This window comes from Shigella dysenteriae (assembly GCF_022354085.1).
Taxonomy (GTDB): Bacteria; Pseudomonadota; Gammaproteobacteria; order Enterobacterales; family Enterobacteriaceae; genus Escherichia; species Escherichia coli.
Map to the genome: position 1 here is coordinate 3,048,814 of NZ_CP055055.1, position 15,756 is coordinate 3,064,569.

The window sequence follows — 15,756 nt, forward strand, 5'->3', positions numbered from 1 at the left end:
TATCGCCATCCGTCATTCACTTAATCGTTCTGTGCCGTCTGCCCCGCCGCCGCCATTTGGGCGGCTTTTTGTTTTTTATAGCTCAACGCTGCTGCTGGAACAGGCATCACTTTACCGGTTTCAATCCAGGTACGCAGGCGGCTGGCATCGGCAAAATGGGTATATTTGCCAAACGCATCCATCACTACCAGCGCCACCGGTTTATTATTGATAACCGTACGCATCACCAGACAATGGCCCGCCGCATTGGTAAAACCGGTTTTGGTTAACTGAATATTCCAGTTATCGCGATACACCAGATGGTTAGTATTGCGGAACGGCAGCGTATACGTCGGGTTAGAGAAGGTTGCCATATCTTCCCGGGTAGTACTTAACTGCCCGATCAACGGATATTGTTTGCTGGCAATGAGCAGTTTGGTTAAGTCACGGGCAGTTGAAACGTTATGCACCGACAATCCGGTAGGTTCAACAAAGCGCGTGTTGTTCATTCCGAGCGATTTCGCTTTCGCATTCATTGCCTTAATAAAGGCTTTGTAACCACCGGGATAATGGTGCGCAAGGCTTGCCGCCGCGCGGTTTTCTGAAGACATCAGCGCCAGCAACAGCATATCTTTACGGCTGATTTCGCTATTCAGTCGTACGCGCGAATAGACCCCTTTCATCTCCGGCGTCTGGCTGATATCCACTTTTAGTTTTTCATCCAGCGGCAGTCGTGCATCCAGCACAACCATCGCGGTCATTAATTTGCTGATAGACGCAATCGGACGCACCAGATCCGGGTGGTTCGAATAGATCACTTTGTTGGTATTCAGATCAACAATCATCGCGCTACCGGAGGCAATTTCCGGTTGTGAAGCGGTGGTAGCGGCTGCCGTTTTCGCAACGGCCTGCGGTGCCAAAGGCACAGCCAGCATCAGGGCCAGGCTAAATAAAGAAACTCGAAATTTCGGCATGATGAGCATTCAGATAGTGGTTCACGCGCACGGGTTGCGCACCGCCGGAGTAAGGATTTACTGAGGCTAGCGACGCCATCATAACGAGCAAAAAGTGCGATCGTCAAAGGAGAATCGTGAGGAAATGCTGCATTGCTGACATTTACGCCAGCAATGCAACGTCAAAGAACTTTCTAGAACAAACGATAACCGTAGCCCCATAGTATAACGGTAAGGGCGAGCAGCACTTCCAGTACCAGCACGCCAATCGCCAGCGTCGAACTGGAGAAGCTAAGGCCTTCCTCTTTGTTGATATTCAGGAAGCTCGGAATACCGAGATAAAGCATGTAGCCGGTGTAAAACAGCGCCACCGTGCCGACCAGCGCACACAACCAGACCAGCGGATAAAGCGCCACCAGACCGCTTAAAAACAGCGGAGTTGCAACGTAGCCCGCGAAGACCATGCAGTGCGCAAGTGACGGACGCTGCGGGTAATTGCGCGCCATCCACCAGATGACCCGCCCCATCACCGCGACCCCAGCCAGCATAACGCCGTAAAACAAGACAGCCAGCGCCAGTCCGGTAAACCAGGATAACTTCAGGATAGTGCCATCGCCAAAATTCCAGCCAATCTGTGTAGTGCCAATGAAGGCGCAAATCACCGGAATCGCCGCCATCAGCAAAACGTGGTGGGTGTAATGGTGAGAAATCGTTTCGTTTTCGCGATTAATCACCTGCATTTCACGATCGGGATGGGAAAACAGTCCCCAGACATGGCTCATACCGCCCCCTTGTTGTGAGTTCATGAACCTGACAGTTCAAGTATAAGTCAGCTTGTGATTATTTTTTGTTCGCCCATGTAATTTTCACTGTCTGATGAACGTCCTTTTTCAGCGTGAATGATTCACAGGGTGTATGCTTACTGGCAACCAAAGGGAGACAGACTGGCCTATGGATCTCAATACACTTATCTCACAATATGGTTATGCCGCGCTGGTGATCGGTAGCCTGGCGGAAGGTGAAACCGTGACTTTGCTGGGAGGCGTTGCGGCGCATCAGGGGCTATTAAAGTTCCCGCTGGTGGTACTTTCTGTGGCGCTTGGCGGCATGATTGGCGACCAGGTGCTCTATCTGTGCGGGCGGCGGTTTGGCGGCAAGCTGTTACGCCGTTTCTCGAAACATCAGGATAAAATTGAGCGGGCGCAGAAACTTATCCAACGCCATCCGTATCTGTTTGTCATTGGTACGCGCTTTATGTATGGCTTTCGGGTGATTGGCCCGACGCTGATTGGTGCCAGCCAGCTGCCGCCGAAAATCTTTCTGCCGCTGAATATTCTCGGCGCATTTGCCTGGGCGTTGATTTTTACCACTATCGGTTACGCTGGTGGTCAGGTGATTGCGCCGTGGTTGCACAATCTCGATCAGCATTTGAAGCACTGGGTCTGGTTGATTCTGGTCGTGGTTCTGGTGGTAGGCGTGCGCTGGTGGCTGAAACGGCGCGGGAAGAAAAAGCCGGATAATCAGGCGTAAAACCATTGCCCTGGATAAGGCGTTCGCGCCGCATCCGACATCCGGGGCACCATGCCTGATGCGACGCTTGTGCGTCTTATCATGCCTACCAAAATTTTACCCATTGAAATAACCACGCACCTCACTGCGCTATTCTGGGTTGAACTGCGGATTCGCCAACATAAAGCCGCCATCCACTATCAACGACTGCCCGGTGGTGTAATTTGCGCCCTCTGAGCACAGCCACGCTACCAGGCTGGCAATCTCATGCGTTGCGCCAAAACGCCGCAGAGGAATCGAAGGCTCCGCGTCGGGCTTCACGTCGCTGTCATCCATGCCATTCATTGGCGTGGCGATCGCCCCAGGCGCGACTGCGTTCACCAAAATCTTATGTCTGACCAGCTCCAGCGCCATCGCTTTGGTTAACCCACCGAGCGCATGTTTAGCGGCTGTGTAGGCGCTGGCATCCGGCAGCGGCGTATGTTCATGTACCGACGTAATGTTGATGATGCGACCGCCCTGCCCTTGTTTCACCATCTGGCGGGCCGCAATTTGTGAGCATAAAAATGCACCATCGACATCAACGGTAAAAATCTTGCGCCACTCATCGAAAGCCATATCAAGAAACGGCGCTTTGGTCATTGCGCCCGCATTATTCACCAGCACATCAATACGCCCCAGCCGTTGAATGAGTTTCTCCAGCGCCTGCGCACCTTCTGGCAGTTTACCGAGATCCAGCTGCACAATCTCCGCACGTACGCCGTGGCTAACTACCTCACGCGCGGTATCTTTTGCCCCTTCTTCATCTGAGTGCCAGGTAATGCCAATATCAAACCCTTGCTGCGCCAGTAATAACGCGCACTCTTTGCCGATCCCCGAATCGGAGGCGGTAATAATCGCTACCTGTGCCATCGAGTTCTCCACTTAACGCTGAATAAACGTTAAGTATAGAAGTCACATATCATCAGCGTTTGTAACCCCCGCCCAACGCACCAGTGAGTTGAATGGAGGCATCCAGCCACTGCCCTTGCAATAACAGGCCATTGGCCCGCTCACGCAGCGCGGGGATTCTGGCTTCGCTGACGCGGGAACCAGCAATGATGCCCGCGTTAAAGCGCGCCTGCGCAAGACCTACCACACGCAAGGCATCGCGCTCAATTTGCGCCTGATGCTGGTTTTTCTCCGCCAGTGTCTGAACCTGACTGGCTGCCCGCGCCACGTCATTCACCGCTTCAACCACCGCTTTGTTGTAGCTGGCGATAGACAAGTTGCTTTCGGCTTTTGCGATATCGAGATTGGCGTTAAGACGACCACTATCGAAAATGGGTAGCGTCAGGCCTGCCGTAACGCCCATTTGCTGCGCGGAATGACGGAACAGATCGCTTAAGTGCAACGCATCCTGTTGCAGGAAGGCCATCAGGTTGATGTCAGGATAAAATGCCGCTTTTGCCGCATCAATGGTGCTTAGCGATGACTCAACGTACCAGTGCGCCGCCTGCAAATCTGCCCGCCGGGCCAGTAAGGAGTACCCCAGTTCATCAGGAAGCTGGCTTGCCACTTTCGGCAACGCGACCGGTTTAAGCTTCAATGACTTTGTCTGGTGGTTGGTGAGCGCACTTAACCGTGCCTCAATAATTTTCATTTTCCCCGCGACATCGTTGAGCTGCTGCCGGATTTTGCTGGCATTAATATCGGTTTCCACACCTTCAACTGAAGAAGTAATCCCGTTCTGATATAGCTGGCGATCGGTCGCGATAATGGTGTTCTGCTCTTTTTCGATTTGCTGCAAGACCGTGTTTAACGCCGCCTGGGTTTGCCACTCCCAGTACAGGCGGGCTACGCTGCCAGCCAGCAATTGGCGGGTTTGCTCGCGTTCCGCCGCCCGTGCTTTAACCGTACCCAGGCGGGCAGTAACCTCCGCCCGATTCTTTCCCCAGATATCGAGATGCCAGCCCGCCGTTAAGCCAAAAGTTCCGTTGGTGTACCACGGACCGGTCGTACCTGCGGCCGGATCGTTCAGAGCAAACGGCCCCATTAGCCCTTCTGCCGACATTTTTTGCCGCTCCATATCCGCAGAAAAGTCGATCTGCGGACCATCCTGAGTGGCAATTGCCTTCGCCTGGGCTTCAGCTAGCTGAATGCGCTGTTCAGCCACCTGCATATCCGGTGCGTTCTGTAGTGCATTGTTAATTAATGAAGTGAGTTGATTATCGTGATACTCCAGCCACCATTGGCTGTCTGGCCAACCATTTTTCAGCGCCGTGGGTAATGCGGTATCAACTTGTGCAGCGGGCGTTTGCTGGCTTAACGCCTGGCGGGTTTCATGCATAGGCGCACACCCGGTCAGCATCAGTAACAGCGGAAAACAGGCGATGGCTGGATAAAAGGAATCACGATTCATGGGGGAATAATCAGGTAAGAAAAGGTGCGCGGAGATTACCGTGTGTTGCGATATATTTTTTAGTTTCGCGTGGCAATACATCAGTAGCAATAAAACGACATATCCAGAAAAATATACACTAAGTGAATGATATCTTCCGATTTATCTTAATCGTTTATGGATAACGGCAAAGGGCTTCGTTTTTTCCTATACTTATTCAGCACTCACAAATAAAGGAACGCCAATGAAAATTATACTCTGGGCTGTATTGATTATTTTCCTGATTGGGCTACTGGTGGTGACTGGCGTATTTAAGATGATATTTTAAAAATCAGATATGACATATAAGTTGTCAGGTCAGGAACTAGATATTTTGTGTACTTGATTTGCAAACAGCTCCGGTGTTGGTGGCGTCAAAATCGCTGAAGCGTTCCCCGAAGGCCGGGGCAGCCCACATGGATGTGGGCTGAGGGCGCGTCTTACAAGGACGTTTCCTCGCGCCCGACCCGGTAGCCGAAGGGGATAAGCTGAAGGTACCGCGCAGCGGCGATTTTGTTCGCCAGAGCCCGGGGGTGCAGGGGGAGGAGGCGATTGTCCTCCCCCTGCGCGCTCCTTGCGCCAGTGGCAATATGTGGCTTAGTTCATGAAAGGAGCGCAACAAGATGATGAAGCTGAATAAGCGATTCATTGTCTCTGATAAACTGCGATTCCACTATTATCGCAGCTTATCGATATCAATTGCCTGAATAGCCCTTGCAATATCATGGGAATTATTCAACACCCGAACATGCTGAAATAATTCCGTTGCTTCATCGTATTCTTTACGCAAATAACTCAACCACTGTTTAATCCGCGCTACGTGATATAACCCGGTATCGCCCTGCTTTTCCAGACGGGTATATTTTTGCAGCAAAGCAACCACCTCCGGCCACGGCATTCGCGGTTCGTTATATTTTACTACCCGGCTCAGGTTGGGAATATTGAGCGCCCCGCGACCAATCATCACTGCGTCGCAGCCGCTGATCGCCATGCATTGTTGCGCGCTCTGCCAGTCCCAGATTTCACCGTTGGCAATCACCGGAATATTCAGCCGCTGGCGAATCTCACCAATCGCCTGCCAGTCAATATGCTCCGCGCGGTAACCCTGCTCTTTTGTCCGCCCATGCACCACCAGCTCCGTAGCGCCAGCCTGTTGAACCGCATCGGCGATTTCAAATTTCTTCTCACCGCTGTCCCAGCCCAGACGCACTTTCACGCTGACGGGCAAATGCGCCGGTACAGCTTCACGCATCGCTTTTGCACCCTGGTAGATGAGTTCAGGATCTTTGAGTAACGTCGCCCCACCACCGCTACCGTTGACCGTTTTCGACGGGCAGCCGCAATTGAGATCCACGCCCCAGGAACCTAATTCCACCGCACGGGCGGCGTTCTCTGCCAGCCATTGTGGGAACTGACCCAACAACTGCACGCGCACCAGCGTACCGGATGGTGTCCGGCTGGCGTTTTGTAGCTCAGGGCAAATGCGATGAAAGACTTTTACCGGCAGCAGTTGATCCACCACGCGGACGAACTCGGTGATGCACAGATCGTAGTCGTTAACTTCGGTCAGCAATTCACGCACCAGAGAGTCAAGCACTCCCTCCATCGGTGCCAGTAACACACGCATATCATCACCCGCAAATAAATGAGGCGCTATGTTAGCGCCTCCTGTGTTTGCAGACAAACTGACTTACTGATTAATTCGGGCAAGATTTTTACCCTCACCCTAACCCTCTCCCGAAGGGGCGAGGGGACCGCCTGATTGGGTGAAGAAGTGCTCAGCGTGGTTGCAAACAGTTATCTTCTTTCCAGCCGTACAACCACTCCATGCCGCGATAAAATTCTGCCTGCGATTTCCCTTTCCACAGCAGATTACGTACCTGGCGTTCTACCCCTGCGGCGTGGTAAACCCGCCCCATTTCACGGGTCGACCAGACGATGCGCGCGGTGCGCGGAATTCGTACCGACTCATACAGCGCAAAGGCTTGCGCCGCATCACCCTCACACTGCGCCAGCGCCTTACCCAGCGTTACTGCATCTTCCAGCGCCATACAGGCTCCCTGCGCCATATATTGCGCCACCGGATGGGCCGAATCGCCCACAAGCGTTATGCGCTTCGTTCCCCACTTCGCCACCGGTTCACGGTCAGCGGTTGACCAGCGTCGCCATGAAGTCGGTTTATCCAACATCTGGCGCGGACGGGGGTGAATCCCTTCAAAGTAAGAGAGCACTTCCTCTTTACTACCATCCTTCACGCCCCACTCTTCCTGCTGGCGGCTGTGGAATGTTACCACCAGGTTATACTGCTTGCCGCCGCGCAAAGGGTAATGCACCAAGTGACAATGCGGCCCCGCCCACAGTACCGGTGCGTTAATGCGCAAATCTTCCGGCATATCGGCACGATCGATAACCGCACGGTAGACAACATGTCCGGTGACACGCGGCGCATCGCCCAATAAGCTCTGGCGCACCACTGACTTCACGCCGTCACAGCCAATCAGAATATCGCCGGTCCAGCTATTGCCGCGATCGTCAAACACGGTGACATCGTCTTCCGTCTCGCGAATATCCACGACGTTGGTGGAGGTGTGATATTCCACGTCCGGATGCGTCAGTACCGCTTCCCACACCGAGGCGTGAATATCAACCCGGTGGATCACCGCGTAAGGGCCGCCGAAATGGTCACGAAAAGCCTGCCCGGTTTCAATGCACACCACTTCTTCGGCGTTCACCGCATCCATCATGGTAATGTGATCGGTAAACACCGCGCGCTGGCGGGCAACTTCGCCGACGCCGAGGCTGTCCAGCGCCGAAAACGCATTTGGCCCCAACTGGATGCCCGCGCCAATCTCACCGATCTCATGCGCCTTTTCCAGCAGCACCACTTTGATCCCCAGGCGGGCCAGTGACAGCGCAGTTGCCGCACCGCCGATCCCGCCTCCCACAATTACTGCGCGTGTCACTTTCGTCATTATAGTTCTCCTGGTCAGGCTGAAATTTTATCTTGTTGATTTTCTGGCGCTGCGGCAATGAACGCTGGCAGCTGTGTGCAGGCGTCGTACACCGCTTTGCAGCGTGGATACCCGCTCAAATCGCAGTTCATGCGTAGCGCGTTCGCCCACTGCGGGACAAGGCAGCAATCTGCCAGCGTCGGCGTCTCGCCCACACAAAATTGCCCCGACTGGTTCTGGCGCAACAGTTGTTCCACCGCGCTTAACCCTTGCTGGATCCAGTGCGCATACCAACGTTTTTTTTCTTCTTCACTGACGTTCAGTTCTTCGGTCAGGTAGCGCAGCACGCGCAAGTTATTCAATGGATGAATATCACAAGCGATGGCATAGACAATTTCCAGCACCTTGTTGCGGGCCGGTTCTTCCTGCGGCACCAGCGGAACTTGCGGGTAGTGCCTCTCCAGCCAGTCAATAATCGCCAGCGATTGTCCGAGTGATTCGCCCTCGTCAGTCAGCAGCGTCGGCACCAGCCCGACCGGATTCATCCGCCGATAGGCCAGTTCATTTTGCTGACCAATACGGATATTCACCCCTTCGGTCTGGTAATTAATGCCTTTCAGCGCCAGCGCAATGCGTACCCGGTACGACGCTGAACTATTAAAAAAACTGTACAGCTTCATCATGCACCTCAGACAATCTTCACCGCGATAGGCGTTAAGCCCTCGACGTTGCCTGTGATCACATCACCTTTCACTACCGGGCCAACCCCTTCCGGCGTACCGGTGAAGATCAGATCGCCCGGTTGCAGCTCAAAGAAGCCTGACAGATAGCTGATGGTTTCATTCACCGACCAGATGAGATGACGAATATCGCTGCGCTGATGATCTTCGCCGTTAACCTGTAACCAGATTGGCGCATTATCAATACCGCCGATATCGCGGGCTTTGTGCAGCGGCGCGATGGGCGCTGAGAGATCAAACGCTTTACCGATTTCCCACGGGCGGCCCATCTGGCGCATTTCCATTTGACGGTCACGCCGAGTCATATCAAGACCCGTGGCATAACCCCAGACATATTCATGGGCGTGTTCCAGCGGGATATCGCTGCCTTTTTTACCAATCGCCACCACCAGTTCAATTTCGTAATGGTAGTTATCGGTCTGTGCCGGATACGGCAGCGCCAGCGTTTCACCAGCGGCAACCGGAACAACGGCATCCGCCGGTTTGCAGAAGAAGAATGGCGGTTCACGATCCGGATCAAAGCCCATTTCGCGGGCGTGAGCGGCATAGTTACGTCCGACGCAGTAAACGCGGCGCACGGGGAATTGTTCATCACTGCCAACAACCGGTACGGTAACGGGCGCTTGCGGTTCGAATACGTATTGAGTCATTTTTTCTCTCCTAAATTAATAACGCGCTTCGCGGAACAGCCCCAGGGCTTCTTGTACCGGTCTGTCCGAAAAACTAAATAAAACGGAATCTTGCGTGGTCTGGAACGACACGCCATGCCAGGTCGGCACCACGAAGATATCTTTTGCACTAAAGCTGAAGGTTTCATTGCCGATGATGACCTGCCCGCTACCTTCCACCACATGGTAGATGGTGCTGTCAGTGGTACGCGCAACGCGTGAGGCAAACCCTTTCGGCAGCAGTTGCAGGAAAGCGCCCATCGACGGCATCGGATAGCCGCCGGTGACCGGGTTGACGTAGCGCATTTTGTAGCCATCCCACTCGTCGGCATCGCCCAGTCGGGTTAAATCGTGCAGCACTTCGCGGCTGCGGTCATAACGATAGTTAAAGATCGGCGAGGAGTTCCCCGTCTGATGCCGCAGCGGCAACATATTGGCAGCGTAACGCGGCAGATAATCTCCCTCTTTACGCGTTACCGGTTGTTGCTCTTCCGGATAATCTTCGGCAAAACCGCAGCCCAGAATATTCACTAATGGCAGATCCAGCCCATCGAGCCAGATAACCGGTTCGTCGCCAGGGTTACCGTGATCGTGCCAGCGCCACTGCGGGGTCAGGATAAAATCGCCTTCATTCATTGGCGTGCGTTCGCCATCAACGGCGGTAAATGCCCCTTTGCCTTCAACAATAAAACGCAGCGCCGACTGATTATGACGATGACTCGGTGCCACTTCGCCCGGCATGATCAGTTGCAAACCGGCATATAAAGTCGCGGTAATGGAAGACTGCCCGCGCAGCGCCGGGTTTTCCAGCACCAGCACGCGGCGCACGGCCTCTTTCGCACCAATCAGGCCGCCGCTCTCCAGTAGCAGCGGGCGGATCTCCTGATAATTCCAGTACGCTGGCGCACAGTTAGCGTTGGGCGTTTTCGGCACCAGATGGTGCAGTGACTCCCACAGCGGGGTCAGGTTTTGCCCGGAAATATGCTGATAAAATTGCTCGCGGCTATTTTGATTGTTATCAGTCATTGGGATGCTCCTTATTCGTTCACAACGCCTGCGCGAGGCAGTGAGTCAGGGACAGAGGTCGACTGGCGAACCACGGTAATCAGCAGGGTTAACATCACCGCACTGATCGCCGCAGGCACAGCGATAATGAAAAACAGGGTGTCGAAAGAGAAATTCATCGCCATCATCACGCCGCCAGACAGCGAACCAACAATCGCGCCGCAGCGGCCGATAGCATTTGACCAGCTCACGCCCGTGGCGCGACTTTGTGTTGGATAAAGTGTTGCGGTCAGCGCATTCAGCCCCACCTGCGATCCGCTAATGCCAATGCCAGTGCCGAAAATCGCCAGCGCCATCAACCATAATCCATCCTGGCTTAAGCCAATCATCACGATGCATATAGCGCCTATGGCATAGCTCAGCGCCAGCACGCGGAAAGGATTGAACTTATCCATCAGCACACCCAGCGCCAGCGCGCCTAACGTACCACCAATCTGGAACGCGGCGGTGACCCAGGACGCGTGTTGCAGGTCGATGCCGCGATGGTTCAGTAGCGTCGGCATCCAGCTTGAGAGCAGGTAAATAATCAGCAGGCTCATAAAGAACACTACCCACAGCATCAACGTGATGGGTAACTGACGTCCCATAAACAGTTGACGAATGCTGCCTTTTGTAACGGAGGCTGATTCAATGAGATAAAAGTGGGTATCGACATAACGCTCGCGGGTGATGGCGCTGACGGTTTTCGCAATCACCGCCTGCGGTAGCTGGCGGCGCACCTGCCAGCGTGGCGATTCCGGCAGAACTACCAGCAGTGCGACAAACAGCATCAGCGGTAACACGCCCCCCAACACCAGAATGCCGTGCCAGCCAATCACCGGCACCAGCTGCGCACTGACAATCCCGCCAAACGCCGAACCCAGCGTAAAGCCGCAAAACATCAGCGTCACCAGCGCGCCGCGGCGGCGGGCAGGCAGATACTCCGAGGTCATGGTGATGGTGTTCGGCATCGCGCCGCCCAGACCCAGGCCGGTGAGAAAGCGCAGGAAGACCAGCGTTTGCAGATCCGGTGAGAAAGCCGAGGCGAGGCTTAACGCGCCAAACAAAAAGACGCACAGCTCAATCACCCGCTTGCGACCAAAGCGATCGGACAACGGGCCACAAAGCAGTGCGCCTGCGGTTAATCCTAGCAGACCCGCGCCAAAAAGCGGGGCGAGATCGCCTGCGGTGAGTTGCCAGTGAGTGCGAATATCAGGGGCGATAAATCCGATAGCCGCGGTGTCAAAACCATCGAGCATTACCACCAGAAAACAGCAGATGATAACGCGCCACTGCATCTTGCCGACCGGAGCAGCATCGATAAGTGCTTGTAAATCACGTCGTTGAGTCATAGTAAATGCCTCAGTGCAGGTAAGGTAGATGTTTCTTTTGTTTTGTATATGTTGCGATATTGTGATTAAAGAGATGAGATGTACAATGGCATTTCGGGCAGAGAGATAACCTGGAGGTTATGGCAAATGGCGAACTGGGCGCAAAAATTAAAACTACATCACCTTGAAATGCTGGTGGCGCTGGGTGAACAGGGCAATCTAACCCATGTCGCACGAATGATGAATATCACCCAACCTGCGCTTTCGAAATGGTTGTCACAACTCGAAGATGAGATTGGAATCACACTTTTTGAGCGGCACAGCAAAGGATTACGTCCGACTGAAGGCGGCAAATTGTTATTGCAACATGCCCAACGGTTAATCAATGACATGGAGCGATCGCAACATGAACTGGCCCGTTTTAAACAAGGTGGACTGGTCGGCAGTCTGAAAATTGGCTGTTCTCCCGTCGCCACTGACTGCGTATCCCAGGCGATTTTGCATTTGCTTACGAAGATGCCAACTCTACACCTGAATATCGAAGAGAAGGTGATGACCCCATTGCTGCAAGATCTATTGGCAGGTTCTGTCGATGTGGTCGTTGGGCGAATTGGCGGTCGCGCATTGCAGCTGCCACTGAATTATCAGGTGCTGTACACCGAGCCAGTATGCTTTGTCGCACGCCCTGAGCACCCACTGGCGAAATACGCCACCCTCAGCTGGAATGATCTTGCCAACTGGCGCTGGATCGTCTGGCCGACTGGTACCCCCATTCGCATTAGTATTGATAATGCGCTGGTAGACCACGGCGTAATGCTGCCAGAAAACACGATTGAGTCGGCGTCGATGAACGTCAGTACCAACCTGTTACAAAGCAGCGATATGATCTCTATTTTGTCATTACGCCTGGCGCAACGTTATGCCAGCCAGGGACAACTGGTGATACTCAACCTGCCAAAGATAGAACAGAAAGGTAGCGTCGGTGTGTTCTGGCGCAATAACGAAACGCCTTCTTATGCTTTAAGTCAGTTTCTGCACTTTTTACAGCAGAATTAGTGTGCTGAACGGGGCGCTCGCCCGAGGTTACCTCCCTAAAATTCAACTATGCTGAGAATTCTTAATGTGATCGGTAGCACGTTTTACGAATTAATTGTATGATGAATCCATCTCATCTGGGGTGTTGATTATGAGTAAGACACTGAACATTATCTGGCAATATTTACGCGCTTTCGTCCTGATTTATGCCTGCCTGTATGCAGGCATTTTCATTGCTTCCCTGCTACCGGTAACCATTCCGGGCAGCATCATCGGGATGCTGATCCTGTTTGTCCTGCTGGCCTTGCAAATTCTTCCGGCGAAATGGGTCAATCCGGGGTGCTACGTACTGATTCGCTATATGGCGCTATTGTTTGTGCCGATTGGCGTAGGCGTCATGCAATATTTTGATTTGCTCCGCGCACAGTTTGGCCCGGTAGTGGTTTCCTGTGCAATCAGTACGCTGGTGGTTTTTCTGGTGGTGAGCTGGAGTTCGCAACTGGTACACGGTGAACGTAAAGTCGTAGGTCAGAAAGGATCAGAAGAATGATGGCGAATATCTGGTGGTCATTACCGCTGACGTTGATTGTCTTTTTTGCCGCCCGCAAACTGGCGGCACGGTATAAGTTTCCCCTGCTTAACCCGTTGCTGGTAGCAATGGTGGTGATCATTCCTTTTTTAATGCTGACCGGCATCTCTTACGACAGTTACTTTAAAGGTAGCGAAGTGCTAAACGATCTGCTGCAACCGGCGGTCGTCGCGCTGGCCTATCCTTTATATGAGCAGCTACACCAGATCCGCGCGCGCTGGAAATCGATCATCACCATCTGTTTTATCGGCAGCGTGGTTGCGATGGTGACGGGGACTTCCGTGGCATTGTTGATGGGCGCTTCACCGGAAATCGCCGCGTCAATCCTGCCGAAATCAGTCACCACGCCTATTGCAATGGCGGTTGGCGGCAGTATTGGCGGTATTCCGGCAATCAGCGCAGTTTGCGTGATTTTCGTCGGCATCCTCGGCGCGGTATTTGGCCATACATTGCTTAATGCGATGCGTATTCGTACCAAAGCTGCGCGCGGTCTGGCAATGGGGACTGCCTCGCACGCCCTCGGTACGGCGCGCTGCGCCGAGCTGGATTATCAGGAAGGTGCATTTAGTTCGCTAGCGCTGGTGTTATGCGGGATAATTACTTCGCTGATCGCACCGTTCCTTTTCCCGATTATTCTGGCAGTAATGGGCTAAAATTTGCGATGCGTCGCGCATTTTTGATGTAAGTTTCACGCGTTGCATAATTAATGAGATTCAGATCACATATAAAGCCATAACGGGTTCGTAAACTGTTATCCCATTACATGATTATGAGGCAACGCCATGCATCCACGTTTTCAAACCGCTTTTGCCCAACTTGCGGATAACTTGCAATCTGCACTGGAACCTATTCTGGCAGACAAGTACTTCCCCGCTTTGTTGACCGGGGAGCAAGTCTCATCGCTGAAGAGCGCAACGGGGCTGGACGAAGACGCGCTGGCATTCGCACTACTTCCGCTGGCGGCGGCCTGTGCGCGTACGCCATTGTCGAATTTTAATGTTGGCGCAATTGCGCGCGGTGTGAGCGGAACCTGGTATTTTGGTGCCAATATGGAATTTATTGGTGCGACAATGCAGCAAACCGTTCATGCCGAACAAAGCGCGATCAGCCACGCCTGGTTGAGTGGTGAAAAAGCGCTTGCAGCCATCACCGTTAACTACACGCCTTGTGGTCACTGCCGTCAGTTTATGAATGAACTGAACAGCGGTCTGGATCTGCGTATTCATCTGCCGGGCCGCGAGGCACACGCGCTGCGTGACTATCTGCCGGATGCCTTTGGGCCGAAAGATCTGGAGATTAAAACGCTGCTGATGGACGAGCAGGATCACGGGTATGCGCTGACAGGTGATGCGCTTTCTCAGGCGGCGATTGCGGCGGCAAACCGTTCGCACATGCCTTACAGTAAGTCGCCAAGCGGTGTTGCGCTGGAATGTAAAGACGGTCGAATTTTCAGCGGCAGCTACGCTGAAAACGCCGCATTCAACCCGACTCTGCCGCCGTTGCAGGGAGCGTTAATTCTGTTGAATCTCAAGGGTTATGATTACCCGGATATCCAGCGCGCGGTTCTGGCAGAAAAAGCCGATGCGCCGTTGATTCAGTGGGATGCCACCTCCGCAACGCTGAAAGCGCTCGGCTGTCACAGTATCGACCGCGTGCTTCTCGCTTAAGCCTGGTGCCGGATGCGGCGTGAACGCCTTGTCCGGCTTGCCAGCCCTCTCCTGGTGTCGAAAATCCCGGCAAACAGTTTGCCGTTTCTTGCGCAAAACCAGCGGGTAAAGTAGCCTGATGGAAATTTTCCTTAGATCGAGTCTCCTGCATGTTAAAGCGCGTGTTCCTCAGCCTGTTAGTCCTTATCGGCTTGCTGCTGTTGACTGTGCTCGGCCTCGATCGCTGGATGAGCTGGAAAACCGCGCCTTATATCTACGACGAATTGCAGGATCTCCCCTACCGCCAGGTCGGTGTGGTGCTCGGAACAGCAAAATATTATCGTACTGGCGTAATTAATCAGTATTATCGCTACCGCATTCAAGGAGCGATTAATGCCTATAACAGCGGTAAGGTAAATTATCTATTACTGAGCGGCGATAACGCATTGCAAAGTTATAATGAGCCGATGACCATGCGCAAAGATTTAATCGCTGCTGGTGTCGACCCATCAGATATTGTTCTCGATTACGCAGGCTTTCGTACGCTGGATTCCATCGTGCGTACACGCAAAGTTTTCGATACTAATGATTTCATTATTATCACCCAACGTTTCCACTGTGAGCGGGCATTATTTATTGCGCTGCATATGGGGATTCAGGCTCAGTGTTATGCCGTACCGTCACCGAAAGATATGCTGTCAGTACGTATTCGTGAATTTGCCGCCCGTTTCGGTGCGCTGGCTGACCTTTATATTTTTAAACGTGAACCGCGTTTTTTAGGGCCGCTGGTCCCTATTCCGGCTATGCACCAGGTACCGGAAGATGCGCAGGGGTATCCCGCCGTCACACCCGAACAGTTACTTGAATTACAAAAGAAACAAGGAAAGTAGTT

17 protein-coding genes are annotated in these 15,756 nt (G+C 53.2%); 7 read left to right on the forward strand and 10 right to left on the reverse strand.

The window, feature by feature from the left end:
* Nucleotides 1–20 precede the first annotated feature (20 nt).
* Both pbpG and HUZ68_RS14685 read right to left on the reverse strand, forming a co-directional pair.
* A complete protein-coding gene (gene pbpG, locus HUZ68_RS14680; RefSeq protein WP_001295432.1) occupies nt 21–953 on the reverse strand; it encodes a D-alanyl-D-alanine endopeptidase in 933 nt (310 codons plus the stop codon).
* Nucleotides 954–1,126: 173 nt separating this feature from the next.
* Nucleotides 1,127–1,714 carry a Yip1 family protein gene (locus HUZ68_RS14685; protein WP_236933199.1) on the reverse strand — a complete coding sequence of 196 codons (588 nt, stop codon included), beginning with the start codon at nt 1,712–1,714 and terminating at the stop codon, nt 1,127–1,129.
* Between the two features lie 169 nt (nt 1,715–1,883).
* Here HUZ68_RS14685 and HUZ68_RS14690 point away from each other — a divergent pair, with 169 nt between their 5' ends.
* Nucleotides 1,884–2,462: a DedA family protein gene (locus tag HUZ68_RS14690; protein ID WP_000365433.1), complete on the forward strand. Its 579-nt coding sequence runs from the start codon at nt 1,884–1,886 to the stop codon at nt 2,460–2,462.
* Between the two features lie 129 nt (nt 2,463–2,591).
* Here the strand turns inward: HUZ68_RS14690 and HUZ68_RS14695 are convergent, their stop codons facing one another.
* Together HUZ68_RS14695 and mdtQ are read right to left on the reverse strand one after the other, a co-directional pair.
* Nucleotides 2,592–3,353, reverse strand: coding sequence for an SDR family oxidoreductase (locus HUZ68_RS14695; protein ID WP_000079520.1), 762 nt, complete (start codon nt 3,351–3,353; stop codon nt 2,592–2,594).
* A 52-nt stretch (nt 3,354–3,405) separates the two neighbouring features.
* Complete coding sequence (gene mdtQ / locus HUZ68_RS14700; RefSeq protein WP_069916527.1) at nt 3,406–4,842, reverse strand: multidrug resistance outer membrane protein MdtQ; 1,437 nt, start codon at nt 4,840–4,842, stop codon at nt 3,406–3,408.
* A gap of 223 nt (nt 4,843–5,065) precedes the next feature.
* On the opposite strand from mdtQ, the gene yohP reads away from it, so the two are divergent.
* Entirely contained in the window at nt 5,066–5,149 is an 84-nt protein-coding gene (gene yohP, locus HUZ68_RS14705) for a small membrane protein YohP (protein ID WP_000691708.1), read from the forward strand.
* Between the two features lie 387 nt (nt 5,150–5,536).
* Here yohP and dusC read toward each other — a convergent pair whose 3' ends face one another.
* The 6 genes from dusC to mhbT form a co-directional block, all read right to left on the reverse strand.
* Nucleotides 5,537–6,487 (reverse strand): tRNA dihydrouridine(16) synthase DusC, encoded by a 951-nt coding sequence (gene dusC / locus HUZ68_RS14710; protein WP_001311941.1) that lies wholly within the window; start codon nt 6,485–6,487, stop codon nt 5,537–5,539.
* A gap of 151 nt (nt 6,488–6,638) precedes the next feature.
* Nucleotides 6,639–7,832: a 3-hydroxybenzoate 6-monooxygenase gene (locus tag HUZ68_RS14715; RefSeq protein ID WP_000170147.1), complete on the reverse strand. Its 1,194-nt coding sequence runs from the start codon at nt 7,830–7,832 to the stop codon at nt 6,639–6,641.
* Nucleotides 7,833–7,846: 14 nt separating this feature from the next.
* Complete coding sequence (gene maiA / locus HUZ68_RS14720) at nt 7,847–8,491, reverse strand: maleylacetoacetate isomerase (protein ID WP_000781198.1); 645 nt, start codon at nt 8,489–8,491, stop codon at nt 7,847–7,849.
* Between the two features lie 8 nt (nt 8,492–8,499).
* Nucleotides 8,500–9,201 (reverse strand): fumarylacetoacetate hydrolase family protein, encoded by a 702-nt coding sequence (locus HUZ68_RS14725; protein ID WP_000196039.1) that lies wholly within the window; start codon nt 9,199–9,201, stop codon nt 8,500–8,502.
* A gap of 15 nt (nt 9,202–9,216) precedes the next feature.
* Nucleotides 9,217–10,245 (reverse strand): gentisate 1,2-dioxygenase, encoded by a 1,029-nt coding sequence (gene gtdA, locus HUZ68_RS14730; RefSeq protein ID WP_000131688.1) that lies wholly within the window; start codon nt 10,243–10,245, stop codon nt 9,217–9,219.
* Between the two features lie 11 nt (nt 10,246–10,256).
* Complete coding sequence (gene mhbT, locus HUZ68_RS14735; protein ID WP_000194230.1) at nt 10,257–11,615, reverse strand: 3-hydroxybenzoate transporter MhbT; 1,359 nt, start codon at nt 11,613–11,615, stop codon at nt 10,257–10,259.
* A gap of 126 nt (nt 11,616–11,741) precedes the next feature.
* Here mhbT and HUZ68_RS14740 point away from each other — a divergent pair, with 126 nt between their 5' ends.
* The 5 genes from HUZ68_RS14740 to sanA all read left to right on the forward strand — a co-directional run bounded on the left by HUZ68_RS14740 (nt 11,742) and on the right by sanA (nt 15,754).
* A complete protein-coding gene (locus HUZ68_RS14740) occupies nt 11,742–12,650 on the forward strand; it encodes a LysR family transcriptional regulator (RefSeq protein ID WP_000024633.1) in 909 nt (302 codons plus the stop codon).
* Between the two features lie 130 nt (nt 12,651–12,780).
* Nucleotides 12,781–13,179: a CidA/LrgA family protein gene (locus HUZ68_RS14745; protein ID WP_001299855.1), complete on the forward strand. Its 399-nt coding sequence runs from the start codon at nt 12,781–12,783 to the stop codon at nt 13,177–13,179.
* Nucleotides 13,176–13,871 carry a CidB/LrgB family autolysis modulator gene (locus HUZ68_RS14750; RefSeq protein WP_000968208.1) on the forward strand — a complete coding sequence of 232 codons (696 nt, stop codon included), beginning with the start codon at nt 13,176–13,178 and terminating at the stop codon, nt 13,869–13,871. Before HUZ68_RS14745 ends, HUZ68_RS14750 begins: the two co-directional genes overlap by 4 nt.
* Nucleotides 13,872–14,000: 129 nt before the next feature.
* Nucleotides 14,001–14,885 carry a cytidine deaminase gene (gene cdd / locus HUZ68_RS14755; RefSeq protein WP_000553555.1) on the forward strand — a complete coding sequence of 295 codons (885 nt, stop codon included), beginning with the start codon at nt 14,001–14,003 and terminating at the stop codon, nt 14,883–14,885.
* A gap of 149 nt (nt 14,886–15,034) precedes the next feature.
* The gene (gene sanA / locus HUZ68_RS14760) at nt 15,035–15,754 is read left to right on the forward strand and encodes an outer membrane permeability protein SanA (protein ID WP_000920064.1); all 720 of its coding nucleotides are present in this window, start codon (nt 15,035–15,037) and stop codon (nt 15,752–15,754) included.
* The last annotated feature ends 2 nt before the right edge of the window (nt 15,755–15,756 follow it).

Excerpts from the sequence above, each read along its gene's own strand:
- mhbT (WP_000194230.1), bottom strand. The coding sequence starts at position 11,615 with ATGACTCAACGACGTGATTTACAAGCACTTATCGATGCTGCTCCGGTC.
- maiA (WP_000781198.1), bottom strand. The coding sequence starts at position 8,491 with ATGAAGCTGTACAGTTTTTTTAATAGTTCAGCGTCGTACCGGGTACGC.
- HUZ68_RS14695 (WP_000079520.1), bottom strand. The coding sequence starts at position 3,353 with ATGGCACAGGTAGCGATTATTACCGCCTCCGATTCGGGGATCGGCAAA.
- HUZ68_RS14745 (WP_001299855.1), top strand. The coding sequence starts at position 12,781 with ATGAGTAAGACACTGAACATTATCTGGCAATATTTACGCGCTTTCGTC.
- mdtQ (WP_069916527.1), bottom strand. The coding sequence starts at position 4,842 with ATGAATCGTGATTCCTTTTATCCAGCCATCGCCTGTTTTCCGCTGTTA.
- HUZ68_RS14715 (WP_000170147.1), bottom strand. The coding sequence starts at position 7,832 with ATGACGAAAGTGACACGCGCAGTAATTGTGGGAGGCGGGATCGGCGGT.
- HUZ68_RS14725 (WP_000196039.1), bottom strand. The coding sequence starts at position 9,201 with ATGACTCAATACGTATTCGAACCGCAAGCGCCCGTTACCGTACCGGTT.
- HUZ68_RS14740 (WP_000024633.1), top strand. The coding sequence starts at position 11,742 with ATGGCGAACTGGGCGCAAAAATTAAAACTACATCACCTTGAAATGCTG.
- HUZ68_RS14750 (WP_000968208.1), top strand. The coding sequence starts at position 13,176 with ATGATGGCGAATATCTGGTGGTCATTACCGCTGACGTTGATTGTCTTT.
- dusC (WP_001311941.1), bottom strand. The coding sequence starts at position 6,487 with ATGCGTGTGTTACTGGCACCGATGGAGGGAGTGCTTGACTCTCTGGTG.
- HUZ68_RS14685 (WP_236933199.1), bottom strand. The coding sequence starts at position 1,714 with ATGAGCCATGTCTGGGGACTGTTTTCCCATCCCGATCGTGAAATGCAG.
- yohP (WP_000691708.1), top strand. The coding sequence starts at position 5,066 with ATGAAAATTATACTCTGGGCTGTATTGATTATTTTCCTGATTGGGCTA.
- sanA (WP_000920064.1), top strand. The coding sequence starts at position 15,035 with ATGTTAAAGCGCGTGTTCCTCAGCCTGTTAGTCCTTATCGGCTTGCTG.
- gtdA (WP_000131688.1), bottom strand. The coding sequence starts at position 10,245 with ATGACTGATAACAATCAAAATAGCCGCGAGCAATTTTATCAGCATATT.
- pbpG (WP_001295432.1), bottom strand. The coding sequence starts at position 953 with ATGCCGAAATTTCGAGTTTCTTTATTTAGCCTGGCCCTGATGCTGGCT.
- HUZ68_RS14690 (WP_000365433.1), top strand. The coding sequence starts at position 1,884 with ATGGATCTCAATACACTTATCTCACAATATGGTTATGCCGCGCTGGTG.
- cdd (WP_000553555.1), top strand. The coding sequence starts at position 14,001 with ATGCATCCACGTTTTCAAACCGCTTTTGCCCAACTTGCGGATAACTTG.